Origin of the sequence: Burkholderia sp. MSMB1826, from assembly GCF_001526325.1 — a bacterium.
Classification (GTDB): domain Bacteria; phylum Pseudomonadota; class Gammaproteobacteria; order Burkholderiales; family Burkholderiaceae; genus Burkholderia.
The window spans coordinates 96,917-120,934 of sequence record NZ_LOYN01000018.1; the positions used below are offsets into that span (position 1 = coordinate 96,917).

The following is a 24,018-nucleotide window of genomic DNA, read 5'->3' on the forward strand; positions in this document are numbered from 1 at the left end:
CGATTTATCAATAACAGTTCATTTGATCATTGCGATCAAACTGCATTGACGAACGTTTCGCCCTGTTGCCGGATCGTTGTAGTCGAGTGTCGTTTAGAATGGAACATCTGAATTTTTATGCTTTGAATAAATTTCGCATAAGGGGCATATGGTTTCAATCTGGGTGAACGGCGAAGAAAGAACCAGGCAGATCAAAGACTGGACGATATGGTGGGGTGCCGACAGGGAGGAGTTGATGTTGACTTGTCACTTCCCGTCCGGAAAATCTTTTCATAGTCCGCTCAGCAATTGCAGAATCGAACCGACTGAAATAGTCCAAGACAGGCTCCTGTCAAAGAAAGGAGGGGTGCAATTCAGCGTCGTCGACAAGGTGGTGATTTATGGCGGGAAATACGCTGCCGTCTACTATCCGGGGAGCCGAAAGATTTACGTCATGAACGCTCACGATATTGATCTCGCCCACACGACAAAAATCAAGGATGAACCGGTATTCCGTTATTTCGTTGCCGTGGCAAAGGCCCGAGCCGAACAAGCGAGCCCGGAGGACAAACCGATCGCCGACAACGTGGTGCGCCAGTTGGAGAGGCTGGCTCCTCATGAAGACACGGCGTTGCTCGCGTATTGCACGGCACGACACCAGATGCGGGCACAAGGAGGGGACTTTATTTACCCTTTTGGTGTCAACGAGAGTCAGCTCAAGGCGGTGGAGCAAGCTTTCGCCTCGCAAATCAGCCTGATAGAAGGGCCGCCCGGCACGGGAAAGACGCAAACCATCTTGAACATTCTGGCCAATATTCTATTACGGGGGAACACGGTCGCTATCCTGTCCAACAACAATGCTGCCGTTGAAAACGTCTATGAAAAACTGAACAGGGTCGGGCTGGATTATGTGGTTGCCAAGCTGGGCCGGGCGGCAAATCGTGACGATTTCTTTGTCGATATTCCCGTCTTGCCGTCGGAGCCGCCCGCGCCAGCTCCTGCGATGGATGAGATCCAAGCGGTCCTGCAGAAGCTGAAGCAACATTTATATATTCAGAACACCGTGGCGCGCCTGCAGGCCGAGGTCGATGAGCTCACCGTAGAGCTGAACTACCTGCTGGAGTGGCAGCACGAGAACTCGGTGGCGATGCCGGTTTCTCTGGGCAAGTACAAACTGTCTCCACGAAAATCGTCGGACCTGATGGCGTATCTGACCTATCTTGCCGAGAATCGTATCCGGCTCAAGGACAGGCTCGAGCTGCTGCTCAATTTTGGAATCTTTCGGGCGAAGCCATTTGATGACTGGGAAAAGCGCAAATCAGTGATTTACGCGTTGCAGAAGCATTACTACGAAAAGGCGCTGCAGGAGAAGCAATCGGCATTGGCTGCCCATCGAGAAACGCTGGTGACGGGCAACTTCGATGCATTGCTGGACGAGCTGGTCGCGGGATCGATGGCTCATCTCAAGTACCATCTTCACCAGCATATCTCGCGGCAAGAATCGTTCGATGCAAAAAATTACAGCAGGAACTTCGATGCGTTTGTACGGCGCTTCCCGGTCATCGGTAGCGGCACACATTCCATTGTCAATTCGGTTGGTGGCGCGATTCTCGACTATGTGATCATCGACGAGGCGTCGCAGCAAGATATCGTCCCCGGGATACTGGCGCTGGGCTGCGCCAGAAATCTAATCATCGTCGGCGACAGGAAACAGCTCCCGCATATCCCGCAGAAGCTTGGCATCGCTTCACCTGGCGATTTCTACGATTGTGACAAATACAGTCTGCTCGATTCGTGCGTCGGCGTGTTCAAGGATGCGATACCGATGACGCTCCTGAAGGAGCATTACCGTTGTCATCCCAGAATCATCCAGTTCTGCAATCAGCAGTTCTATGACAATCAGCTCGTACCGATGACGCGCGACGGAGGCGAGCGTTCACTGGAACTGCTCGTCACGGCCAAGGGAAATCACACTCGCAACAATGCGAATCGACGCGAACTGGATTCTCTGCTCGAGACGCTCAAATGGGATGGGAGGAGCGAGTGGGACAACGAGCAGCGCAGGGGGTTCATCGCCCCGTACAACGCGCAGATCGCGCTGTCTCGCGAGCATTTACCGGCCGATTTTGTCAAAGATACGGTACACAAGTTTCAAGGCAGGGAGTGCGACGAGATTGTCTTTTCCACGGTGCTGGACAAGAAGTACCGGAGCCGACAAAGCCTGGGCTTCGTCGATGATCCGCACTTGGTCAATGTGGCAGTATCGAGAGCAAAGCACAAATTTACGTTGGTGACGGGAGATGACGTCTTTGCTCCAATCAACGGACATATCGCGGCACTGATTCGCCATATCGAGTACTACGCCCACGAAAGGCAGATCCATCGTGCTCCAGTTGTGTCGGCTTTCGACCTGCTCTACAAGGAATATGACGCGTCACTCGAGCGGCTCAACGCCAGGCTGCGTCCAGCTGATTCTCGATACAAGTCAGAACAGATCGTCGCGCAGATACTGCGTGAAGTGTTGTCCGACGACGCTTATCGGGCGATGACGTTCCACTCGCAGATTGCCTTGATTCAGTTGGTCTCCTTGACGAACGGCACCCTGACGTCACGGGAGCGGGATTTCATGAAGAATCGTGCGAGTTGTGATTTCGTGCTGTATTTCAAGGTAGGAAAAACGCCGTTGGGTGTGATAGAAGTAGATGGCGGATCGCACAGCATGGCGCAACAAATTGAACGGGACATGCTGAAAGACAGCATTCTGAGGAAAAGCGAGATCCCCTTGCTCCGACTGCAGACTGTTGAAAGTCATATCGAAGAAAAGGTCGCAGCGTTTTTGACCCAGTGGGCAAGCGGCACTGAGACCGCGTGATATGGCCCGCGTTGTCGTCGGGCGGTCACGCACACGCCCGCCCGAGCGACCGCAGATACATCGGCACCTTCGCCTTGGTCGTCGCCTGAACCCGCGACATCAGCGCGTGATCGATCCGGTCCAGCCCGTAAGTCCGCGAGATATCCTGCTGCAACCGGCACCACAGATGCCCAGCCATCTCGGCATCGACCATCGCGCGGTGCGCACGGCCCGTCTGCGGCAACCGCAGCATCTCGGCCAGGCTCGACAGGCGGTGACTCCTGGCGTCCGGGTAGATCCGTCTCGCCACCAGCATCGTGCACGCAAACGCATGGTCGGCCGACATGCCGAGCATCCCCAGTTCCGACTGCCAGAAGCGTTTGTCGAAACCGGCGTTGTGGGCGACGACCGCATGCTTGCCGACGAACGCCGCCGCTTCCTTCATGACCTCGGACGCCGGTGGCGCCGCCGCGATCATGTCGTTGGTGATGCCGGTGAGCGCAACGACATCCGACGGGATGCGTCTGCCTGCATTCATCAAACTCTGGAAACGGTCGACGATTTGCCCGTCGCGCAGCAGGATGACGGCAATTTCGGTCGCACGGTCGCCCATATTCGGCGACAGCCCGGTTGTTTCGAAGTCCAGTACCGCGACGGTTTGCATGGTTGAGTTCGGATGCTTCATCAGAGGGTGTCGAGTTTGGCCGAGAGGGTAGCATCTCCGTGCTCGCGAACGGCGGATTCATCGATCGGCGAGCGGGCCGGCGTTCGATTGACGATAATGAAAATTCCGCTCCACGCCAGTCGGACATGCTGCCGTGACTCAACTGACGTTACCCGGATTCGATGCGCCGCCGCCGGCTCCCGTGCACCGCTTCTTTTTCGCCGTGCTGCCGGACCTGGTCACGGCGGTGCGCATTGCCGGCCTTGCCGAAAGCATGCGGCTAAAGAAGGACAGCCTGGTGGGCACCGAGCGTCTGCACATCACGTTGGGCTCGCTCGGCGACTTCGCTTACGTGCCGGGCGCTACCCTTGTACGGGCACGTGCGGTGGCGGACCGCATGGACGCGCCGTCTTTCTCCGTGACGTTCGACAAGATCGTCAGTTTCAACGGGCGTCCCGGTCATCAGCCGCTGGTGCTGATGGGGCGGGCCGGTCTGGACGGCTTGATCGATTTTCGGCGGCAGTTGCGAGAGGCGCTGAAACGGGCAGGCGTGCGCGTTTTTCCTTCGGGTTTCACCCCGCACGTGACGCTGCTGTATGGCGCACGGAGGCCCGATGAGTATCGGATCGAGCCGATTACCTGGACCGTGTTCGACTTCGTCCTGATCGATAGCTGGCTCGGCAAGTCGCACTACGACGTGTTGGGGCGCTGGCCGCTGACGACCGGCGACTCCTCGTGATAATCGCGATACCGCAAGGGCGGTGTCGTTTCAGCGCGTCCGGCCCGGGCCGGTGCCGTGTCCCGTTCCTGCCCGGACTCCGGCTCAGTCCCGACCACTCCCGCGATAACGAAGATGAATCAGCGGATAAGGCCGCCCCTGTCCATCCACCTCCGACCTCCCGCAGCGCTCGAATCCGAGCCGCTCATAAAACCCCGCCGCCGCTTCGTTCTGTTCGTTGACGTCGGTCGACAGGTCGGGATGGCGCTCGAGTGCTTCTTCGACCAGCCGCCGCCCGACTCCCGTGCCATGGTGTTCAGGATCGACGAACAGCGCCTCCATGTGACTGCCGTCGAGCAGCATGAAGCCGATCGGGCGATCGTTCTCGTCGACGGCCAGATCGAGCGGTGCGCTCGGCAGAAACGCGGCGACTTCGGATTCGATCGCACGACGATCGTCGTCGCTCAGGAAGTGATGGGTGGCGTCGACGGCGTTGCGCCAGATATCCAGTACGCGTGTGCTATCGGCCTGGGTAGATGGTCGAATTCTGATCATGGTTTGATAGGTTGTGATTCGGCGGCGCTCGACAGGTTGTCGGCGCCGTGACGGAGCGAACGCATCGCGCCGATACGCAAGCGGCAGCGAAGCGTCAGGCGAATGGCGGACGCGCGTTGCCCAACACCGCGGCCCGCTCGATCGCCCGTCGCGCGACGTCGCGCACGCCCGCGCTCATCGGCAAATCGTCGCGCTCGAGTTCGTCGATGTCGAACCAGCGTGCGTCGAGCGCATCGTCGCCGGCGGCCGGCGTGCCGCGCAGCCATCTGCACAGCACTGCGACCAGGATGAAATGCTGGCGCACGGCGCCGTGCGCATCGTAATCGAACGCGTCCAGCGCGGTAAAGGCGTCGAGCGCAGCCACGTCGACCGTCGTCTCTTCCGCGATCTCGCGCACGACCGCATCCGCGAGCGGCTCGCCCGGCTCGATCTTGCCGCCGGGGAAGCCCCAGCAGCCCGCGTCGGGCGGGTTCGCGCGGCGCACGAGGAGCACGTCGCGTTCGCGCAGCACGATGCCGATCACGGCGGGAACGGGGCGCAAGGAAGCTGCGTGGCCGGTTGGGGGCGGGGTCATGCGTATCCGTTGGTTCGAACGAACGCGTGAGCGTGCACGCGGCTCATCGTACGTTCCCGGTACGCCGTTCGATCGCGCGGATCACGGCGACCATGTCGGCCGCGCCATGCCCGGCCTGCTCGGTTTCGCCGTAAAGCGCGTGGCAGATGTCGAGCAGCGGCGACGCGATGCCGATGCCCCGCGCGGATTCGGCGACGAGGCGCGCGTTCTTCAGCACGTCGGTGATCGCGGCCTGCACCGCGAAATCTTCCGCGACGAGCTTGCCGAGCTTCACGCGCGACACGTCGCTCGCCATCGGGCCGGCGTTCAGCACGTCGGCGAAGCGCGCGAGGTCGATACCGTGACGCTGCGCGAAATGCGTGGCTTCGGCGAGACCGGTGACCATCGTGATCAGGAACAGGTTGACGGCGAGCTTCATCGTCAGCGCCGCCGGCACGTCGCCGCACACGAAACTGTCGCGGCACAGCGGCTTCACGAGCGCGCGGACGGCATCGACGTCGTCGGGTGCACCGGCCAGCATCACGACGAGCTGGCCGGCTTCGGCCGGCTTGCGCGAGCCCGATACCGGCGCCTCGACGTAGCGGCCCGACGCGGCGGCGATGGCGTCGGCGAGCGCACGCGAGTATTCGGGCGCATTCGTACCCATGTTGACGATCGTGTGCCCGCCGGCCCGCGCGGCAAAGCCGGGCGTGCCGCGCGCGAGGACGGCATCGATCGCCGCGTCGTTCGCGAGCATCAGGATCACGGTGCGACAGGACACGAATATGTCGTCGATGTCCTTGGCCACGCGCGCGCCGGCGTCGCGCAGCGCATCGTCGTTGCCGTGCGAACGGCTCCACACGACGAGCGGCGTGCCGGCCCGCGCGAGATTGAGCGCCATCGGCGTGCCCATCACGCCGAGGCCGATGAATCCGACTGGGGTTTGCATGGTGCTGCTCCCACGGTAGGTGGCGGCGATCGTGGGCGTCAGTATCGCAGCGTTTTCGCATGCCTGCCATCCAGCCCGCTCGACCGCGACAGCCGCGTCGTCGCCGCTACGCGATCTCCGCCAGGTACGGCCACGGATAAATGCCGCGTGCATGGCCGTCGCCGAACAGGAAGCGTACGCCGTAGCCGAGCGGTTCCACGCCGTCCAGCGTCAGGTCCGGCCGCGCGTCGATGCGGCCGCCGTCGAGCCGGATCTTGCGGCATTCCGCACACGGGCAATCGCTACGCAACCGCGCAAAGTCGATGCGTTGCGCCGAGCCGTCAGGCCAGGACAGCGTCAGTGCGCGTGCCGGGCGATCGAGTGCGATTTCGATCGGCGTAATCATCGCGACGCCTCGTCGATCTGTCCGATCGCGATCCGCACGGCCTTGCGGACTTCGGGGTCGCGATCGTCGAGCGCGTCGTGCAGCGCGGGCAGCGTCGCCCGGTCGCGCAATTCGCCGAGCGCGAGGGCGGCTTCCTTGCGCAGATTGCTGATCGCATGCGCGAGCAGCGCGACGACGGCCGGTGCCGCGGCCGCATCGCGCAATTGGCCGAGCGCGCGGACGGCGCGCACGCGCACTTGCCAGTAATCGTCGTCGAGCGCGGCGACGAGCGGGTCGCGCGCAACGGCGACGCGCAGCTTGCCGAGCGTGGCGGCCGCTTCCTCGCGCACCTGCCATTCGACGTCGCGCAGCGCCGCGAGCAACGCGGTGACGACGGCGGTATCGCCGGCCGCTGCAAACCCGATCGCGCCGACCGCGGCGCGCCGCACGTCGGCATCGGCGTCTGCGGTCGCGACGCGGGCGAGCGGCGGCAGCGCGCGGCCGTCCTTGAGCCAGCCGAGCACGACGACCGCCTCCGTGCGTACGGCAGCGGCGCTCGCGTCGAGCGCGCGCAGTGCGGGCGCGAACGCGTCGGGGTCGCGCAATTCGCGCAAGCCGCGCAGCACGGCGGTGCGCACGAACGGCTCGGGCCGGTCGGCCCATCGGCACAGTACGCCGCCCGACGCCGCGTCCTTCAGTTCGGACAGGCTTTGCGCGGCCGTTGCGCGCACGCCGTCGTCCGGATCGAGCAGCGCATGGCACAGCGCGTCGACGACATCGGGTTGCTCCCACGCATCGAGCACGCGTGCGGCCTCGCTGCGCACGTCGGCCGACGGGTCGTCGCGCAGCGCCGCGACGAACGACGGCACGAGTTCGGGCGCCTCGAGATCGGCGAGGTCGAGCAACGCGATGCGACGCACCGACGCATCGGCCGCGGCGAGGCGCGCGACGAGCGCCGCATGATCGGCGGACGGCATGCCGGGCAGCGGGAAAGCGGGGGAAGAAGCGGTCATGGCGAAAAGTCGGTGCGGTGAGTGGGCCAGTACGCGCGCTCAGGCGGCGTCGCGCAACAGCGCGGGACAGCGGCGCTCGATGTCGACGCACGCCGGCTCGATCGTCCTGTCGTCGATGCGGGTGGCGCGCCGTGTCAGCGCAGCAGGTAAGGGATGTCGACCTTGACCGCGCCGGTCGGGCAGTCGCGTTCGCACGGCATGCAGTACCAGCATTCGTCGAACTGCATGTACGCCTTGCCCTTGGTGACGTCGATCGCGAGCAGGTCGAGCGGGCACACGTCGACGCAGACGGTGCAGCCCTTGTCGGCGATGCACAGCGTCTCGTCGATCGTCACGGGCGCGCTGCTGCGCTGGAAGATGTCGTGCGGGGTATGGGGCATGGCAAGGTTCCTCAAAGAGCGGCCGCGAGGGCGGCCGGTTCGCGGATGCGCAACTGCGCGTAGGCGCCGCGTTCGTCGTCGGCAAGCGGCACGACGTACGGTTCGACCGGCCGCTTCTCGCTGCACATCGCGCCCGCGGCATCCTTGCGCAGCCACGTATGGCAGAACCATTCGGCGTCGTTGCGGTGCGGGAAATCGACGCGATGGTGGTACAGCCCCCAGCGGCTCTCGGTGCGGAACAGCGATGCGCGTGCGGCCATTTCCGCGCAGTCGCGGATCGCGCGCACTTCGGCCGCGCGCATCAGTTCGTGCGGGTTATCGGCCTTGATTTCTTCGATATCCTCAGTAATTCCGTCAAAACGTTGCAGCCCGATTTCCATCTTGCGCGTCACCTTCGGCGGTTGCAGATAGTCGTTCACCATGCGGCGCAGCTTGTACTCGACCTGCGCCGGCGCCAGGCCGCGCTCGCGCAGCAACGGCGCGAGCACGCGCGAACGCTCGGCGTCGACCTGTCGGTCGTCCACCGGCGCGTGTTCGCGGCCGGCCGCGTAGTCGGCCGCATTTTGCCCGGCGAACCAGCCGTACGTGAATGCGCCGAGCATGTAGTTGTGCGGAACGGCCGCCATGTCGCCGGCCGCGTACAGCCCCGGCACGGTCGTCTCCGCGCGCGCATTCACATATACGCCCGATGCGCTGTGGCCGCTGCAGAAGCCGATCTCCGAGATGTGCATCTCGACCATCTGGCTGCGGTAGTCGGTGCCGCGCCCCGCATGGAAACGGCCGCGGCTCGGCCGTTCGTTCGTATGCAGGATCTGCTCGATGGTCCGGATCGTTTCTTCCGCGAGATGGTCGAGCTTCAGGAACACGGGGCCGTTGCCGCTCTGCAGTTCCTGGTAGAACTCCCACATCATCTGGCCGCTCCAGTAGTCGCATTCGATGAAGCGTTCGCCCTTGCCGTTCGCGGTGAAGCCGCCGAGTGGGCCGGTCACGTACGCGCAGGCCGGGCCGTTGTAATCCTTGATCAACGGATTGATCTGGAAGCATTCGAGGTTCGCGAGCGCCGCGCCCGCGTGATAGGCCATCGCGTAGCCGTCGCCCGCGTTGGTCGGGTTCTCGTACGTGCCCATCAGGTAGCCCGATGCCGGCAGACCGAGGCGGCCGGCCGCGCCGCAGCAGAGGATCACGGCCTTCGCGCGGATCACGTGGAATTCGGCGGTGCGGCAGTCGAAGCCGAGCACGCCGCTCGCGCGGCCCTGCGCGTCGGTCAGCACGCGCGTCGCGACGATCCGGTTCGTGATCGCGATGCGTGCGCGCTTCAGTTGCCGGTACAGCACCTTCTTGATGTCGTGGCCCTCCGGCATCGGCAGCACGTACGAGCCCATGTGATGGACCTTCTTCACCGCGTAGTCGCCGGTGCCGTCCTTCTCGAACTTCACGCCCCAGCGATCGAGCTGCTCGATCGTCGTGAAGCTGTGCGCGGCGTACGCGTACACGGCTTCCTGGTCGACGATTCCGTCGTTGGCGATCGTGATCTCGCGCGTGTACTGCTCGGGCGTCGCATGACCGGGGATCACCGCGTTGTTCAGGCCGTCCATCCCCATCGAGATCGCGCCGCTGCGTTTCACGTGGGCCTTCTCGAGCAGCAGCACGCGCAGGGACGGATCGCGCTCCTTCGCCTTGATGGCGGCCATCGGGCCGGCCGTGCCGCCGCCGACCACGACGACGTCGTATTCGTGCACATGGGTATTCATCGCGGGTTCCTTGCGGGTTTGCGTGCCTTCTGCCGGTCGACGCGCAGCCGGTACTGGAAGGCGTCGCCGCGGAAGTAGAGGGTTTCGTAGTCGATCGGCGCACCGGACGCATCGTGCGTGAGGCGCTCGATACGCAGCACGGGGCTGCTTTCCTCGACGTGCAGCGCGTCGACGATTTCGTCGTCGGCGAGGATCGCGTCGATCGACACGTCGGCATGGCCGAGCGCAATGCCGCAGTCGTTCTCCAGGATCAGGAAGATGTCGCGGGTCGCGAGATCGGCGCCGGCGAGGCGCTTGCCGAGCGCCTCGGGCACCCAGGTCTGTTCGAGCGACACGGGTTCGCGGTTCAGCAGCCGCACGCGATGGATCTCGACGAGCGGTGCGCCCTCGGGCACGTTCAGCTTCGTCGCGAGATGGCGATTGGCCTTCACGGTGCGCAGGCCGCGCAACTGATTGACGATTTCGTAGCCCATCGACGACATCGCCTCCGCGAACCCCTGCAGCGACGTCACGTTCTGGAAGGCCTTCGGCTTCGACACGAACGTGCCCTTGCCGTGCAGCTTGAACAGCAGACCTTCCTTCTGCAGGTCGCCGAGCGCCTGGCGCACCGTGATGCGGCTGACGTCGAACGTCGCGCAGAGTTCGTGCTCGGACGGCATCCGGCTGTGCGGCGCATAGGTGCCGTCGAGAATGCGCGCGCGCAGCGTGTCCTTGATCTGCACGTAGAGCGGGGCCGCGGACAGCGGCACGACGTTGGGTGGCGTCATCGGTCGACTTGTTATGACAAGATGGGGCGAGTGTAGCCAGCGCACGTGCGCGCCCCAACCAACCATTTCTGCTTTCGAATTTCCCGTTGCGGAAAAGCGGGGCGGCAGGCGGCGGGGCGACCGGACGATCCGACCCTTGCGATCGGCGCGGGAGCGCCGATGATAAAAAATCCGCAGATCATGCGCCGCGCGTGTCGATTTCCCGATGCGTCGTTCGTCGTATCGATACCGACCGGGCCGCGCGCCGCGCCATGCAGCGGACACCCGGTTGCCGCGAATGGCGCAACGAACGAGGAGATACCCGATGACACGCCACATGCCGGATTCCCGATACCGCTGGGTGATCGTCGCCGCGGGCGGCCTGATGGGCTGCGTCGCGATCGGCGCGATGTTTTCGTTACCGGTGTTCCTGCGCTCCATCGCGCGCGAGACGGGCTGGTCGATGACCGGCATTTCCGCCGCGATGACGCTCGGCTTCATCGCGATGGCGTTTGCGAGCATGGCGTGGGGCAGCCTGTCGGACCGCGTCGGCACGCGGCCGGTCGTCGTCGCGGGCGCCGTGCTGCTGTCGGCGAGCCTGGCGCTCGCGAGCCGCGCGCCGTCGCTGCTCGTGTTCCAGCTGAGCTTCGGGCTGGCCGTCGGCAGCGCGACGGCCGCGATATTCGCGCCGATGATGGCGTGCGTGACCGGCTGGTTCGACACGCACCGCAGCCTCGCGGTATCGCTCGTGTCGGCCGGCATGGGGATGGCGCCGATGACGATGGCGCCGCTGGCCGCATGGCTCGTGTCGGTGCGCGACTGGCGCACGTCGATGCTGCTGATTGCCGTGCTGGCGGCCGTCGTGATGATTCCGGTGTCGCTGCTGGTGCGCCGGGCGCCGGCGCTCGACGCTGCAGCCGCGCACGCGGCGCCCGCGCCAGCGTCCGCCGGCGCGCCCGCCGCGATGTCGGTCGCGGATGCGCTGCGCTCGCCGCAGTTCGCGGTATTGCTGCTGACCAATTTCTTCTGCTGCGCGACGCATTCGGGCCCGATCTTCCACACGGTCAGCTACGCGGTGACCTGCGGGATTCCGCTGATCGTCGCGGTGTCGATCTACAGCGTGGAAGGGCTCGCGGGCATGGGCGGGCGGATCGCGTTCGGGATACTCGGCGATCGCCTCGGCGCGAAGCGCATGCTGGCGGCGGGATTGCTCGCGCAGGCGTTCGGCGCGCTCGGCTATTACTTCGTGCGCTCGCTCGACGGCTTCTACGCGGTCGCGACGCTGTTCGGTTTCGTCTATGCGGGCGTGATGCCGCTCTATTCGGTGCTCGCGCGCGAGAATTTCCCGCTGCGGATGATGGGCACCGTGATCGGCGGCTGCGCGATGGCCGGCAGCCTCGGGATGGCCGCGGGCCCGGTCGCGGGCGGGCTGATCGTCGACGCGCTCGGCAGCTACGGCTGGCTGTACCTCGGATCGTTCGCGATCGGGGTCGGCGCGTTCCTGATCGCGACGATGTTCCGCCCGTTCGCGAAAGCGCGGCCGGAAACGGTAGCGGCGTAATCGGGCGGCAAAGGCGGGGCGGCAAAGGCGGGGCGGCAAAGGCGGGGCGTCGAAGGCGGGGAGGCGAAGGCGGGGAGGCGAAGGCGGGGAGGCGAGCAGGCGGCCGGCATTTTCGTCGGGGCGGCGGTGGGCTGCGGGATCGTCGTGGGTAAAAAAATGGGTAGGCCATTGCCGCCGTCCGGAAGCGTCCGCACCGCGCTCGGCCTGCTGCGGCGCAGCACAGCGGCAAGTGACGGCGATCGGCGCGCATGCGCTGCGATTCGGTCCCTAAAAAACGCAATATCGAGCATATATTCGAAGGGCCTGTCATACCGGCGTCACCCTGCTAGAATTCGGCCTGCCGCATTGTTCCGATTGACTGATGAGATTGCTTGACGCCCTGGTCGAACAACGTATTGCCGCCGCCGCCGCGCGGGGCGAGTTTGACGATTTGCCGGGTACCGGCGCGCCGCAGGCGCTGGATGACGACCTGCTCGTGCCCGAGGAGGTGCGGGTGGCCAACCGTATCCTGAAGAACGCGGGCTTCGTGCCGCCGGCCGTCGAGCAACTGCGCGCGCTGCGCAACCTGCACGACGAAGTGCAGGCCGTCAGCGACCGCGCCGCGCGCTGCCGGCTGCAGGCGAAGATCCTCGCGCTCGACATGGCGCTCGAATCGCTGCGCGGCGGCCCGATGGTGATGCCGCGCGACTACTGCCGGCGCATCGCGGAACGCCTGTGCGAGCGCGGGCTCGACGACGCGCCCGCCGAAGCGGGGACGATGTGACGTCCGACGCGCTGCACGACGCAGCCCGTTCGGCAGCCGCCGCGGCCGCTGACCCCGCCGCCGATTCTCCCGTTCACGAAGCCGCGCCCGTATCGGCGCGCGACCTGCATTTCATGCGTCTGGCGCAGGCCGCCGCCGAAGAGGCGCGCGCGGCCGGCGAAGTGCCGGTCGGCGCGGTGCTCGTGCGCGGCGACGAAGTGATCGCGCGCGGCTTCAACCATCCGATCGGCGGGCACGATCCGTCCGCGCATGCCGAAATGGCCGCGCTGCGCATGGCCGCGCAGCAACTGCGCAATTACCGGATGCCCGGCTGCGAGCTGTATGTGACGCTCGAACCGTGCCTGATGTGCGCGGGCGCGATCATGCATGCGCGCATCGCGCGGGTCGTCTATGGCGCGGCCGATCCGAAGACGGGCGCGTGCGGCAGCGTGATCGACGCATTCGCGAATCCGCAGCTCAACCACCACACCGAAGTGATCGGCGGCGTGCTCGCCGACGAGTGCGGCGCCGCGCTGAAGTCGTTCTTCGCCGAGCGCCGTCGCGCGCTGCGCGAAGCGCGGCTCGCCCGCGACGCCGAATCGGGCGCGTCATAGGCGCCGCCGTCGCGCCCGTCGTGGCGGGCGTGCACGGTTTTCGTGAACCGGACACGGTTCGGACCCTCTAAGCAGGTTTGACGATCCCGACACCTTTCGCCATGTCCTTCCAGCCCGCCGCGTCCTACACCATCCGCCTGCTGGCGCCGTCCGGCTATCCGCACGACCCCGACGCGATCAACCGCGCGCTCGAGCGCCTCAGCAGCGCACAGCAACGCATCGAGAACATCGAGGCGACGCAGCGGCGCTTCCAGCGTTTCGGCGGCACCGACGGCGAGCGGGCGAGCGATCTGAACCGCCTCGCCGATCCCGAGCGGCCGCTGCCGGACATCGCGCTCGCGGTGCGCGGCGGCTACGGCGCCGCGCGCATCCTGCACGGGCTCGACTATCGCGGGCTCGAGCGCCGGCTGCGCGACCAGCCGATCGCGCTCGTCGGTCACAGCGACTTCACGGCGATCCAGCTGGCGCTGTACGCGAAGGCGCGCATCAAGACGTTCGGCGGCCCGATGCTGTCGGCCGATTTCGGCGCGGAAACGCCGAGCGACTTCACGATGCAGCATTTCTGGCAGACGCTGACGCAGCCGAGCACGACGATCGTCGCCGACGCACCGCAGGTGCAGACGGTGAACGTGACGGGCACGCTGTGGGGCGGCAACCTCGCGATCCTCACGTCGCTGGTCGGCACGCCGTACATGCCCGACATCGAGGGCGGCATCCTGTTCATCGAAGACGTCAACGAGCAGCCGTTCCGGATCGAGCGGATGATCTATCAACTGCACCTGTCGGGGCTGCTCGCGCGCCAGCAGGCGCTTGTGCTCGGCCAGTTCACCGGTGCGCGGCCGTTCGAGTACGACAACGGCTACGACATGCAGGCGATGATCGACCAGGTGCGCGCGGTGGTCGGGATTCCGGTCGTCACGGGGCTCCAGTTCGGCCATGTGCCCGACCTGTTGACGCTGCCGTTCGGCGCGCAGGCGCAACTGGTCGCGAATGCGCACGGGTTCCGGCTGACGCTGTCGGACTATCCGCATCTCGGCTGATGCCGGCGCGATCGAACGAAAGGCGGGTTTCCCCGCCTTTTTCTTTATGTAAGTGTGCAACTAACGGTCAATATTTTTCGTCGACGTCCACACGATCCACGTTTGATTTTGCACCGTTTTTGTCAACAAAATGGTCGGGAGGGTATACGACGAGAAGGACCTCCGTATTGCCTGACAGGCTTGTCGTGCATGGATTTCGTGCGCGTTGCACCGAATGGAGACGCGCCGACGCACGCCGATCGTGCGAAATCTCGCAAAAGAATTGTTGACAATCTTTATGTCCATCCTAGGATGAGGACCATCACACGATGCAGATCATGAACGAGCCCGATTCCCATCCGTCCGGCGCAGCCGGTCCCGAAGCGATCGCCGAGCGCATCCGCACCGCGATCCTCGAGCATCGGCTCGCGCCCGGCGCGAAGCTGACGGAGGCGCAGCTCTGCGAGGTGTTCGGCGTGAAGCGCGGGACGATCCGCCAGGCGCTCGCGCAGCTCGCGACCGACAAACTGGTCGACCTCGAGCCGAACCGCGGCGCGTTCGTCGCGAGCCCGTCGCTGCAGGACGTGCACGAAGTGTTCGAGATGCGCCGGATCATCGAGCTGGCCGTGGTCGAGCGGCTCGCGACCGGCCCCGGCGCCAAGCGGCTGAAGGGCGTCGCGGCGCTGATCGACAAGGAACGCAAGGCGTTCGAGCGGCACGACTTCGCGGCGTGGATCCGGCTGTCGGGCGAATTCCATACGGCGCTCGCGACGCTGATGGGCAATGCGACGCTCAGCGAGTGCCTCGAAGGGCTCGTCGCACGCTCGACGCTGATGTCGGCGCTGTACGAATCGCACGGGCGCAGCCCGTGCTCGTGCGACGACCACGACGAGATCCTCGCCGCACTGGAGGCGGGCGATCCGAAGCAGGCGGTGACGCTGATGGCGCGCCACCTGCAGCATGTCGAACTGAAGATGCTGGACCGGCCCGCGCAAGGGCAGGTCGATTTGCGCGAAGTGTTCGGCGGCGCCTGAGCGGCGACGCGAACCCGGCCGCGCGCCACACGACGAGAGCAATGCAGGCCTGCGGGGTTTGCCGCGGGCCGCTGGTCCGACTCCGGGCGACGATCCGGAGCGATATCGATGACGGTGGAGCGGCCGGCCGGCCGTGTCAAGGAGAAGTCATGGCTCAATTCAGTGTGGCGCACGACAGCGCCTATCCGGCGGAAGAAGGCGGCGAGGGCGGCGGTCCGGCATTGCCGGACGGTTACAGCGAACGTCTGTACAACGAAGATTTGGCACCCCTTAGAAATCAGACATGGGGCGCGTACAACATCTTCGCGTTCTGGATGTCGGACGTGCACAGCGTCGGCGGCTACGTGTTCGCGGGCAGTCTGTTCGCGCTCGGGCTGACGAGCTGGCAGGTGCTGATCGCGCTGATCGTCGGCATCGGTCTCGTGAACGCGCTGTGCAACCTCATCGCGCGGCCGAGCCAGCAGATCGGCGTGCCGTATCCGGTCGCGTGCCGCGCGACCTTCGGCGTGCTCGGCGCGAACGTGCCGGCCGTGATCCGCGGGCTGATCGCGATCGCGTGGTACGGCATCCAGACCTATCTCGCGTCGAGCGCGCTCGTGATCGTCGTGCTGAAATTCTTTCCGCAGTGGCTGCCGTATGCGGACGTCCATCGCTACGGCTTCCTCGGGCTGTCGGCGGTCGGCTGGGCCGGCTTCATGCTGCTGTGGGTGCTCCAGGCGTTCGTGTTCTGGAACGGGATGGAGACGATCAAGAAGTTCATCGACTTCGCGGGCCCGGCCGTCTATGTCGTGATGTTCATCCTGGCCGGCTACATGGTGTGGCGCGCGGGCTGGCGCAACATCGGCATCAACCTCGGCGGCGTCAAGTATCACGGCGCGGAAGTGATTCCGGTGATGATCACCGCCGTGTCGCTCGTCGTGTCGTACTTCTCCGGGCCGATGCTCAACTTCGGCGACTTCTCGCGCTACTGCCGCTCGTTCGGCGACGTGAAGCGCGGCAATTTCTGGGGGCTGCCCGTCAACTTCCTCGCGTTCTCGCTCGTCACGGTGATTACCACCGCCGCGACGCTGCCGGTGTTCGGCGAACTGATCACCGACCCGGTCGAGACGGTCGGCCGCATCGACCATCCGACCGCGGTGATCCTCGGCGCGCTGACGTTCACGATCGCGACGATCGGCATCAACATCGTCGCGAACTTCGTGTCGCCCGCGTTCGATTTCTCGAACGTCGCGCCGCGCCTGATCAGCTGGCGCGCGGGCGGGATGCTCGCCGCCGTCGCGTCGATCTTCATCACGCCGTGGAACCTGTTCAACAACCCGGCGGTGATCCATTACACGCTCGACGTGCTCGGCGCGTTCATCGGCCCGCTGTACGGCGTGCTGATCGCCGACTTCTACCTCGTCAAGCGCGGCCGCCTCGTGCGCGACGACCTGTACACGATGTCGGAAAGCGGCGCGTACTGGTACACGGGCGGCGTGAACCGCCGCGCGCTCGCCGCACTGCTGCCGGCCGCGGTGATCGCGGTCGTGTGCGTGATGGTGCCGGGCTGGCAGGGCGTCGCGAATTTCTCGTGGTTCATCGGCGCGGGGCTCGGCTTCGGGTTCTACCGGCTGCTTGCAGGCGCGAAGGCGTAAGGAGCCTGCGATGAAGATCCGACTGATCAATCCGAATACGACGCAGCGGATGACCGACGCGATGGGCCGCTGCGCGCGCGAGGTCGCGGCCGCCGGCACGGAGGTCGTGGCCGTGAGTCCGCCGATGGGGCCGCCGTCGATCGAAGGGTATTACGACGAGGCGCTCGCGACGCCGGGGTTGCTCGCCGAGATCGCGCAGGGCGAGCGCGACGGCTGCGACGCGTACGTGATCGCATGTTTCGGCGATCCGGGCCTGTATGCGGCGCGCGAGCTCGCGCGCGGGCCGGTGATCGGCATCGCCGAGGCCGCGATGCATGCGGCGAGCGTGCTCGCGCCGGGCTTCTCGGTCGTCACGACGCTCGCGCGCACCTGCGGGATGGCGTGGCACCTCGCGGAGCGCTACGGGATGAAGCGGTTCTGCCGCAACGTGCGCGCGACCGACGTCGCGGTGCTCGAACTCGACCGGCCCGGCTCGGCCGCGCGCCGGATCATCGTCGACGAATGCCGGCGCGCGCTGGACGAGGACGGCGCCGACGCGATCGTGCTCGGCTGCGCGGGGATGGCCGAATTCGCGCACGAGATCGAGCAGCAGATCGGTGCGCCGGTGGTCGAGGGCGTCACGGCGGCCGTCAAGTGGGCCGAGGCGCTCGTCGCGTTGCGCCTCGCGACCGCGAAGCGCGGCGACTACGCGCGGCCGCTGCCGAAGCGCTACGACGGTGCTTTCGCCCGCTTCAGCCCGCCGGACGGGGAGGCGGCGGAACCGGTCGCGGATTTGCCGCACCCGCACATACACACCGTCTGACATGCACTATCTGCGCCGCTGTATGGGCGCGTATGAACGTTTTCGCTACACTGGGCCGTCGTCGCATCGGCTGGTGCGGCCCGCCTCCGGGCGCCGCGCAGTCGATGCGAACCCTATATTTCAGCCTGCTCACTCGGCCCGCTTTCGTTGCCTTTCGAACCATGTCACTCGATCCCAACTATCCTCGCGACCTGATCGGCTACGGCCGCCATCCCGTTCAGGCGAACTGGCCGGGGCGCGCCCGCGTCGCCGTGCAATTCGTGCTGAATTACGAGGAGGGCGGCGAGAACTGCGTGCTGCACGGCGATCCGGGCTCCGAGCAGTTCCTGTCCGAAATCGTCGGCGCGGCCGCGTATCCGGACCGCCACATGAGCATGGAGTCGATCTACGAATACGGGTCGCGGGCCGGCGTGTGGCGCATCCTGCGCGAATTCGAGAAGCGCGGGCTGCCGCTGACGGTATTCGGCGTCGGCATGGCGATCGAGCGTCATCCGGAGCTCGCGCGCGCGTTCGTCGAGCTCGGCCATGAAATCGCGTGCCACGGCTGGCGCTGGATTCACTACCAGAGCATGACGCCGGAACTCGAAGCCGAACACATGCGCCTCGGGATGGAAGCGATCGAGCGCGTGACGGGCGAGCGCCCGCTCGGCTGGTATACCGGCCGCGACAGCCCGAACACGCACCGCCTGGTCGCCGAATACGGCGGCTTCCTGTACGACTCCGACAACTACGGCGACGACCTGCCGTTCTGGATGGACGTCGAGGTGTCGGGCGGGCGCACGTCGCCGCAACTGATCGTGCCGTACACGCTGGACACGAACGACATGCGTTTCGCGACGCCGCAGGGCTTCAACACCGGCGATCACTTCTTCCACTACCTGCGCGACGCATTCGACGTTCTGTACGCGGAGGGCGACGAGGCGCCGAAGATGCTGTCGATCGGCATGCACTGCCGACTGCTCGGCCGGCCGGGCCGGTTCCGCGGGCTGCAGCGTTTCCTCGATCACATCGAGAAGCACGATCGCGTATGGGTGACGCGCCGTGTCGATATCGCGCGTCACTGGCGTGAACATCATCCGTATCAGCCCAATCATCGAAACGAAGGGAAAGCATGAAGGCGATGCGCTACACGTTGGAACAACTGAACACGATGGCGCCGAGCGCATTCGTCGCGGCGTTGTCGGGGATTTTCGAACATTCGCCGTGGGTGGCCGAGGTCGCCGCGGGCGAGCGGCCGTTCGCGAGCATCGACGCGCTGCACAAGACGATGTCGGATGCGGTGGAAACCAGCGGCGAAGCGCGCCAGCTCGCGCTGATCAACGCCCACCCGGAGCTGGCCGGCAAGGCCGCCGTGCGCGGCGAACTGACCGCCGAGTCGACCCGCGAGCAAAGTGGCGCGGGCCTCGACCAGTGCACACAGGAAGAATTCGACAAGCTGCTGACGCTGAACCGCACGTATCGCGAGAAGTTCGGCTTCCCGTTCATCCTCGCGGTGCGTGGCTACGACCGCCACGGCATCATCGCGAACTTCGAGTCGCGCGTGAATCATTCGCGCGCCGAGGAGCTGCGCGCGAGCCTCGACCAGATCTACCGGATCGCGCGCTTTCGCCTCGACGACCTGATCGACGCCTGACACCGCCGCCCGACACCGCAACGGCCTGCTGCGTCGCAGCGGCCCGATCGCCTCACTGAAACAAGGAAACATCATGGCTGTTCCGCTTCTCGATCCGAACGCACCCGATTTCACGCGGCGCTACGTGAATCTTGCCGACCCGCGTCTCGGTGCGCAGGCGCTCGAGGCCAGCGACGATTTCTTCGCGCCGAAGGACCGGATGCTGAACCCCGAGCCGGCTGTCTTCATCCCCGGCAAGTACGACGACCACGGCAAGTGGATGGACGGCTGGGAGACGCGCCGCAAGCGCACGACCGGCTACGACTGGTGCATCGTCAAGCTCGCGCGCCCCGGCGTGATCAAGGGCTTCGACATCGACACGAGCCACTTCACCGGCAACTTCCCGCCGGCTGCGTCGATCGAGGCCGCGTTCGTGGCCGACGGCGCGCCGACGCACGCGACCGAGTGGGTCGAGATCGTCGCGTCGACCACGCTGCAAGGCAACAGCCATCACTACGTCGAAGCGAGCGACGCGCGCGCGTTCACGCACCTGCGCGTGAACATCTACCCGGACGGCGGCATCGCGCGCCTGCGCGTGTACGGCCAGCCGCAGCTCGACTGGGCCGGTGCGAGCGCGACCGAGCAGTTCGACCTCGCGGCGATGGAAAACGGCGGTTACGTGGTGGCGGCGAACAACCAGCACTTCGGCGTCGCGTCGAATCTGCTGCTGCCGGGCCGCGGCGTGAACATGGGCGACGGCTGGGAAACCCGCCGCCGCCGCGAACCGGGCAACGACTGGGCGATCATCGCGCTCGCGCACCCGGGCGTGATCCGCAAGATCGAAGTCGATACCGCGTTCTTCAAGGGCAACTACCCGGATCGCTGCTCGATCCAGGCCGCCTACGTGTCGGGCGGCACGGACAGCTCGTTGATCACGCAGTCGATGTTCTGGCCGGTGCTGCTCGGCGAGCAGAAGCTGCAGATGGACAAGCAGCACTACTTCGAACACGACGTCGCGTCGCTCGGCCCCGTCACGCACGTGCGGCTGAACATCATTCCGGACGGCGGCGTGTCGCGCCTGCGACTGTGGGGGACGCTCGACAAATGAAGACGCTTGCCATCGAACCGCTGACCAAGGAAGCATTCGCGCCGTTCGGCGACGTGATCGAAACGGAAGGGGCCAAGCAGATCCCGATCAACCTCGGCACGACGATCCGCTTTCACGATCTCGCGAAAGTCGACGTGACCGATGAAGGCGGTCGCACGCTCGTCAACCTGTTCCGCGGCCAGCCGCGCACGCTGCCGTTCGAGGTGAAGATGCTCGAGCGCCATCCGCTCGGCAGCCAGGCGTTCGTGCCGCTGAACGACCAGCCGTATCTCGTCGTCGTCGCGCCCGCGGGCGAACTCGATCCGGCGAAGATCCGCGCATTCGTGACGAGCGGCTGGCAGGGCGTCAACTACGCGAAGGGCGTATGGCATCACCCGCTGATCGCGTTGGGCGGCGTGAGCGATTTCATCGTCGTCGATCGCGGCGGCGACGGGGTGAACCTGAACGAGCAGGATCTGCAGGAGTCGCTGTGGCTCACCGAGGATGCACTGGATGCGGTGACGGCCTGAACCGACGGCGGCGTTACTCGGGAAGCCCGCGCACGATGCGCGGGCTTTTTTCATTTCGCTGCACGGTTGTCGCGCGAGGACTTTGCATATTCCATATCGTTGGTTCGTCGCGGCACGGGAGCCCGGTATCTTGACCGCTTTGTCGGCCCGGCGGGCCGATGCGTTCCGAATCCTCGAACCTCCTCCCACGAACATCCCGATATGAACGGAAGACTCCCGATCGCCGCGGCAGTGGCGGCGGCCGTGCTGGCGCTCGCCGCATGCGGCGGTAGCGACGGCGGCATCGTCGCCAGTACCGGCACGAGCGCGGCCCGTAGCGCGAACCCGCTTGCCACGCCCGATCAGATCGCGGCGGAGAAACTCGCGCTCGAACTGGTGGCCGCGCCCGCGGTCGTGCAGGCGAAGGCTGCGCTGAAGGCGCAATGGCTGGCCGCGGCCCAGGCGGTGGGCGGCGTGCCGGACGAGTCGCTCGCCTATCTGCAGACGGCCGTCGACGAATCGGCGATGTCGAGCGCGCTCGCGATCACGAACCGTGATCCGAACGCGCCGAAAGTGATCTCCGGACTCGCCGCGCCGCATACGTGGTTCGGCATCGACGTGCCGGGCTCGCGCACGACGTTCGACAATCCGGACACGATTTATCGCAGCTTTCCGGTCGACCCGACGGCGCGTTACGTGATTCGCGGTAACGTGCATCGCGACGGCCCGGTCGACAGCAACGTCAGCTTGTGGGACAGCCGTCACGCGACGCTGTCGAACCTGACCGGCGATCAGCTGCGGGTCGGTGCGGACGGCAGCTTCACGATTACCGCGGATTCCGGCGCGGGAGACGGTACCGGCAATCACGTCGTGTTGCCGGCAGTCGCCGCATCGTTCTTCATTCGCGATACCGTCGCCGAATGGGGCGTGCAGCAATTCGACGATCTGTCGGTCGAGCGCGTGTCCGGCGCTTCGTCGGTGGCGGTGCCGACCAAGGCCGAGATGATCGCCGCGCTGGCCGCGCAGGTCGGCAACGGCGGCAGCACGTTCGCCAGCTACAACGCGCTCGCGAACGCGCAGCCGGTCAATACGATTCCGGCCGTATCGCTGGGCGGCTCGGCCGGGCGGCTGTCGACGCAGGCGGCCACCTACAGCGCGTTCCGGATCGCCGACGACGAAGCGTTGGTGGTGACGGTCAGCCTTGGCGGCGCGAAATACTTCATCGCGCCCGCCTATGGCCGCTGGCTGATCACGACCGACTACGTGAATCACACGCAGTCGCTGAACAACAGCCAGGCGGTCGCGAATCCGGACGGTACGCTCACGTTCGTCGTATCGCCGAGCGATCCGGGCGTCTACAACTGGGTGGATACGGTGGGCATCCACGAAGGCTTTCTGAATCTGCGCTGGCAAGGGTTACCCGCGACGTCGGCCGGCGCGGCGCCTGCCGCGCATGCGACGCTCGTGAAGCTGGCCGACCTGCGCTCGGTGCTGCCGGCGACGACGCGCTACGTCACGCCGGCGGAGCGGGCGACGCAGCTTGCCGCGCGCAAGGCGAGCTACGCGCCGCGCTATTCGGCCGGCTGACTGGCGCGGCTCGACGTCACCGTCGAGCGGTCCCGCGGCATACAAAAAAACAGGCCCGCCGAAGCGGGCCAGTCGTTCAGGCGCGGTCGAACCGGGTGCTTACTTCGCGGCGCCGCCCTCGAACCACGCGGCGAGCTTCGTCCGCTCGTCGTCGGTCATGTGCGTGACGTTGCCGATCGGCATCGCCTTCAGGCGCACGGCTTGTTCGTAGATGCGCTGCGCGTTCTTCGACACTTCGTCCGGCGTGTCGAACATCACGCCCGCGGGCGCGCTGCCCATCAGCGTCGGCTTCGACGAGTGGCACTCGACGCAGCGCTGCTGCAGGATCGGCATGATGTCGTTGATCACGATCTTCGGTGCGTTGGCCGCTTGCGCTTCCGGGGCGACCGGCTTCGGCATCGTCCACACCAGCGCGCCCGACAGCAGCGCGACGCCGCCGATCGGCAGGTACCACAGCTGCTTGCCGCGGTGGCGCATCACGAAGAACTGACGAATCAGCGCGCCGGCCAGCATGATCAGCACGAGCACGACCCAGTTGAACTTGTTCGTGTACGTCATCGCATAGTGATTCGACAGCATCGCGAACACGACCGGCAGCGTGAAGTACGTGTTGTGCACCGAACGCTGCTTGCCGCGCTTGCCGTAGATCGGGTTCGGTTCCTCGCCCTTGAGCATCTTGTCGACCATCTTGCGCTGGCCCGGGATGATCACGAAGAACACGTTCGCCGACATGATCGTCGCGAGCATCGCGCCGACGATCAGGTAGGCGGCCCGGCCCGAGAAGATGTGGCACGCGAGGTACGCGGCGATCACGACGTACAGGCCGACGCAGATGCCGAGCACGCGATCGTTGGTGCCGAGGATGCGGCACAGCGAGTCGTAGACGATCCAGCCCGCGGCGAGGAAGCCGAGGGCTGAGGCCACGGCGACCACCGGGCCCATGTCGAGCACGTTCTTGTCGATCAGATACGTGTTCGGTGCGAGCAGGTACAGCACGAAGAACAGCGTGAAGCCCGACAGCCACGTCGTGTACGACGGCCACTTCGACCAGTGCAGGTCGTCGGGCATTTCCGGCGGGGCGACCGTGTACTTCTGCATGTTGTAGAAACCGCCGCCGTGGACGTGCCACAGCTCGCCGAACACGCCGCGCTTGCGTTGGTTCGGGTCGGTCGGCGGTTTCAGGCTGTTGTCGAGCGCGACGAAATAGAACGACTCGCCGATCCACGCGATGGCGACGATGACGTGCAGCCATCGCAGCGCGAGGTTCAGCCAGTCGGTGATGAAGCCTTCCATG

Annotated in this window: 24 protein-coding genes; 14 read left to right on the top strand and 10 right to left on the bottom strand. The window is 65.7% G+C overall.

The window, feature by feature from the left end; genetic code table 11:
- Positions 1–148: 148 nt before the first annotated feature.
- A complete protein-coding gene (locus WS95_RS10810) occupies positions 149–2,851 on the top strand; it encodes an AAA domain-containing protein (RefSeq protein ID WP_059823779.1) in 2,703 nt (900 codons plus the stop codon).
- 25 nt (positions 2,852–2,876) lie between these two features.
- Here WS95_RS10810 and WS95_RS10815 read toward each other — a convergent pair whose 3' ends face one another.
- Positions 2,877–3,494 (bottom strand): 3'-5' exonuclease, encoded by a 618-nt coding sequence (locus WS95_RS10815; RefSeq protein WP_034207592.1) that lies wholly within the window; start codon positions 3,492–3,494, stop codon positions 2,877–2,879.
- Positions 3,495–3,648: 154 nt separating this feature from the next.
- Between WS95_RS10815 and WS95_RS10820 the strand changes: the two genes are divergently transcribed.
- Positions 3,649–4,233: a 2'-5' RNA ligase family protein gene (locus tag WS95_RS10820; RefSeq protein WP_059823780.1), complete on the top strand. Its 585-nt coding sequence runs from the start codon at positions 3,649–3,651 to the stop codon at positions 4,231–4,233.
- Between the two features lie 84 nt (positions 4,234–4,317).
- Here the strand turns inward: WS95_RS10820 and WS95_RS33110 are convergent, their stop codons facing one another.
- From WS95_RS33110 to WS95_RS10860, 8 genes are all read right to left on the bottom strand, one after another.
- Positions 4,318–4,767, bottom strand: coding sequence for an acetyltransferase (locus WS95_RS33110; protein WP_082746897.1), 450 nt, complete (start codon positions 4,765–4,767; stop codon positions 4,318–4,320).
- Positions 4,768–4,861: 94 nt separating this feature from the next.
- Positions 4,862–5,341 (bottom strand): NUDIX hydrolase, encoded by a 480-nt coding sequence (locus WS95_RS10830; RefSeq protein ID WP_082746898.1) that lies wholly within the window; start codon positions 5,339–5,341, stop codon positions 4,862–4,864.
- 43 nt (positions 5,342–5,384) lie between these two features.
- On the bottom strand, positions 5,385–6,422 hold the full coding sequence (locus tag WS95_RS10835) for an NAD(P)-dependent oxidoreductase (protein WP_373557154.1): 1,038 nt from the start codon (positions 6,420–6,422) through the stop codon (positions 5,385–5,387).
- The gene (locus tag WS95_RS10840; protein WP_059780877.1) at positions 6,376–6,654 is read right to left on the bottom strand and encodes a gamma-butyrobetaine hydroxylase-like domain-containing protein; all 279 of its coding nucleotides are present in this window, start codon (positions 6,652–6,654) and stop codon (positions 6,376–6,378) included. Before WS95_RS10840 ends, WS95_RS10835 begins: the two co-directional genes overlap by 47 nt.
- A complete protein-coding gene (locus WS95_RS10845; RefSeq protein WP_059823788.1) occupies positions 6,651–7,646 on the bottom strand; it encodes a HEAT repeat domain-containing protein in 996 nt (331 codons plus the stop codon). Before WS95_RS10845 ends, WS95_RS10840 begins: the two co-directional genes overlap by 4 nt.
- A gap of 134 nt (positions 7,647–7,780) precedes the next feature.
- On the bottom strand, positions 7,781–8,026 hold the full coding sequence (locus WS95_RS10850; protein ID WP_059780882.1) for a 4Fe-4S dicluster domain-containing protein: 246 nt from the start codon (positions 8,024–8,026) through the stop codon (positions 7,781–7,783).
- Positions 8,027–8,037: 11 nt separating this feature from the next.
- Positions 8,038–9,777: a fumarate reductase/succinate dehydrogenase flavoprotein subunit gene (locus WS95_RS10855; RefSeq protein ID WP_059823789.1), complete on the bottom strand. Its 1,740-nt coding sequence runs from the start codon at positions 9,775–9,777 to the stop codon at positions 8,038–8,040.
- A complete protein-coding gene (locus WS95_RS10860) occupies positions 9,774–10,544 on the bottom strand; it encodes a GntR family transcriptional regulator (protein WP_059823791.1) in 771 nt (256 codons plus the stop codon). Before WS95_RS10860 ends, WS95_RS10855 begins: the two co-directional genes overlap by 4 nt.
- Before the next feature lie 316 nt (positions 10,545–10,860).
- Between WS95_RS10860 and WS95_RS10865 the strand changes: the two genes are divergently transcribed.
- The 12 genes from WS95_RS10865 to WS95_RS10920 all read left to right on the top strand — a co-directional run bounded on the left by WS95_RS10865 (position 10,861) and on the right by WS95_RS10920 (position 22,724).
- Positions 10,861–12,084, top strand: coding sequence for an MFS transporter (locus WS95_RS10865; protein ID WP_034207583.1), 1,224 nt, complete (start codon positions 10,861–10,863; stop codon positions 12,082–12,084).
- Positions 12,085–12,445: 361 nt separating this feature from the next.
- The gene (locus tag WS95_RS10870) at positions 12,446–12,847 is read left to right on the top strand and encodes a DnaJ family domain-containing protein (protein WP_027784729.1); all 402 of its coding nucleotides are present in this window, start codon (positions 12,446–12,448) and stop codon (positions 12,845–12,847) included.
- Entirely contained in the window at positions 12,844–13,440 is a 597-nt protein-coding gene (gene tadA, locus WS95_RS10875) for a tRNA adenosine(34) deaminase TadA (protein WP_034207582.1), read from the top strand. The genes WS95_RS10870 and tadA overlap by 4 nt, the downstream gene beginning before the upstream one ends.
- Positions 13,441–13,541: 101 nt before the next feature.
- Complete coding sequence (gene ldcA / locus WS95_RS10880; protein ID WP_034207581.1) at positions 13,542–14,480, top strand: muramoyltetrapeptide carboxypeptidase; 939 nt, start codon at positions 13,542–13,544, stop codon at positions 14,478–14,480.
- 308 nt (positions 14,481–14,788) lie between these two features.
- Positions 14,789–15,493, top strand: coding sequence for a GntR family transcriptional regulator (locus tag WS95_RS10885; RefSeq protein ID WP_034207580.1), 705 nt, complete (start codon positions 14,789–14,791; stop codon positions 15,491–15,493).
- Positions 15,494–15,642: 149 nt separating this feature from the next.
- On the top strand, positions 15,643–17,127 hold the full coding sequence (locus WS95_RS10890; protein WP_059823793.1) for an NCS1 family nucleobase:cation symporter-1: 1,485 nt from the start codon (positions 15,643–15,645) through the stop codon (positions 17,125–17,127).
- 10 nt (positions 17,128–17,137) lie between these two features.
- Positions 17,138–17,929 carry an aspartate/glutamate racemase family protein gene (locus tag WS95_RS10895; RefSeq protein ID WP_059823795.1) on the top strand — a complete coding sequence of 264 codons (792 nt, stop codon included), beginning with the start codon at positions 17,138–17,140 and terminating at the stop codon, positions 17,927–17,929.
- A 161-nt stretch (positions 17,930–18,090) separates the two neighbouring features.
- On the top strand, positions 18,091–19,044 hold the full coding sequence (gene puuE, locus WS95_RS10900) for an allantoinase PuuE (RefSeq protein WP_034207577.1): 954 nt from the start codon (positions 18,091–18,093) through the stop codon (positions 19,042–19,044).
- Complete coding sequence (uraD, locus tag WS95_RS10905) at positions 19,041–19,562, top strand: 2-oxo-4-hydroxy-4-carboxy-5-ureidoimidazoline decarboxylase (RefSeq protein ID WP_034207576.1); 522 nt, start codon at positions 19,041–19,043, stop codon at positions 19,560–19,562. The genes puuE and uraD overlap by 4 nt, the downstream gene beginning before the upstream one ends.
- A gap of 73 nt (positions 19,563–19,635) precedes the next feature.
- The gene (gene alc / locus WS95_RS10910; RefSeq protein ID WP_059823797.1) at positions 19,636–20,649 is read left to right on the top strand and encodes an allantoicase; all 1,014 of its coding nucleotides are present in this window, start codon (positions 19,636–19,638) and stop codon (positions 20,647–20,649) included.
- On the top strand, positions 20,646–21,158 hold the full coding sequence (locus tag WS95_RS10915) for an ureidoglycolate lyase (RefSeq protein WP_034207574.1): 513 nt from the start codon (positions 20,646–20,648) through the stop codon (positions 21,156–21,158). The genes alc and WS95_RS10915 overlap by 4 nt, the downstream gene beginning before the upstream one ends.
- Before the next feature lie 201 nt (positions 21,159–21,359).
- Positions 21,360–22,724, top strand: a complete 1,365-nt coding sequence (locus tag WS95_RS10920) for a hypothetical protein (protein ID WP_059823798.1) — start codon at positions 21,360–21,362, stop codon at positions 22,722–22,724.
- A 99-nt stretch (positions 22,725–22,823) separates the two neighbouring features.
- Here the strand turns inward: WS95_RS10920 and WS95_RS10925 are convergent, their stop codons facing one another.
- On the bottom strand, positions 22,824–24,017 hold the full coding sequence (locus tag WS95_RS10925; RefSeq protein ID WP_034207573.1) for a urate hydroxylase PuuD: 1,194 nt from the start codon (positions 24,015–24,017) through the stop codon (positions 22,824–22,826).
- Position 24,018 lies beyond the last annotated feature (1 nt).

Excerpts from the sequence above, each read along its gene's own strand:
- WS95_RS10890 (WP_059823793.1), top strand. The coding sequence starts at position 15,643 with ATGGCTCAATTCAGTGTGGCGCACGACAGCGCCTATCCGGCGGAAGAA.
- WS95_RS10835 (WP_373557154.1), bottom strand. The coding sequence starts at position 6,422 with ATGCACGCGGCATTTATCCGTGGCCGTACCTGGCGGAGATCGCGTAGC.
- WS95_RS10870 (WP_027784729.1), top strand. The coding sequence starts at position 12,446 with ATGAGATTGCTTGACGCCCTGGTCGAACAACGTATTGCCGCCGCCGCC.
- WS95_RS33110 (WP_082746897.1), bottom strand. The coding sequence starts at position 4,767 with ATGATCAGAATTCGACCATCTACCCAGGCCGATAGCACACGCGTACTG.
- WS95_RS10850 (WP_059780882.1), bottom strand. The coding sequence starts at position 8,026 with ATGCCCCATACCCCGCACGACATCTTCCAGCGCAGCAGCGCGCCCGTG.
- WS95_RS10925 (WP_034207573.1), bottom strand. The coding sequence starts at position 24,017 with ATGGAAGGCTTCATCACCGACTGGCTGAACCTCGCGCTGCGATGGCTG.
- WS95_RS10860 (WP_059823791.1), bottom strand. The coding sequence starts at position 10,544 with ATGACGCCACCCAACGTCGTGCCGCTGTCCGCGGCCCCGCTCTACGTG.
- alc (WP_059823797.1), top strand. The coding sequence starts at position 19,636 with ATGGCTGTTCCGCTTCTCGATCCGAACGCACCCGATTTCACGCGGCGC.
- WS95_RS10845 (WP_059823788.1), bottom strand. The coding sequence starts at position 7,646 with ATGACCGCTTCTTCCCCCGCTTTCCCGCTGCCCGGCATGCCGTCCGCC.
- WS95_RS10895 (WP_059823795.1), top strand. The coding sequence starts at position 17,138 with ATGAAGATCCGACTGATCAATCCGAATACGACGCAGCGGATGACCGAC.
- WS95_RS10865 (WP_034207583.1), top strand. The coding sequence starts at position 10,861 with ATGCCGGATTCCCGATACCGCTGGGTGATCGTCGCCGCGGGCGGCCTG.
- WS95_RS10885 (WP_034207580.1), top strand. The coding sequence starts at position 14,789 with ATGCAGATCATGAACGAGCCCGATTCCCATCCGTCCGGCGCAGCCGGT.
- uraD (WP_034207576.1), top strand. The coding sequence starts at position 19,041 with ATGAAGGCGATGCGCTACACGTTGGAACAACTGAACACGATGGCGCCG.
- WS95_RS10830 (WP_082746898.1), bottom strand. The coding sequence starts at position 5,341 with ATGACCCCGCCCCCAACCGGCCACGCAGCTTCCTTGCGCCCCGTTCCC.
- WS95_RS10915 (WP_034207574.1), top strand. The coding sequence starts at position 20,646 with ATGAAGACGCTTGCCATCGAACCGCTGACCAAGGAAGCATTCGCGCCG.
- WS95_RS10815 (WP_034207592.1), bottom strand. The coding sequence starts at position 3,494 with ATGCAAACCGTCGCGGTACTGGACTTCGAAACAACCGGGCTGTCGCCG.
- WS95_RS10855 (WP_059823789.1), bottom strand. The coding sequence starts at position 9,777 with ATGAATACCCATGTGCACGAATACGACGTCGTCGTGGTCGGCGGCGGC.
- ldcA (WP_034207581.1), top strand. The coding sequence starts at position 13,542 with ATGTCCTTCCAGCCCGCCGCGTCCTACACCATCCGCCTGCTGGCGCCG.
- WS95_RS10920 (WP_059823798.1), top strand. The coding sequence starts at position 21,360 with ATGAACGGAAGACTCCCGATCGCCGCGGCAGTGGCGGCGGCCGTGCTG.
- puuE (WP_034207577.1), top strand. The coding sequence starts at position 18,091 with ATGTCACTCGATCCCAACTATCCTCGCGACCTGATCGGCTACGGCCGC.
- WS95_RS10840 (WP_059780877.1), bottom strand. The coding sequence starts at position 6,654 with ATGATTACGCCGATCGAAATCGCACTCGATCGCCCGGCACGCGCACTG.
- WS95_RS10810 (WP_059823779.1), top strand. The coding sequence starts at position 149 with ATGGTTTCAATCTGGGTGAACGGCGAAGAAAGAACCAGGCAGATCAAA.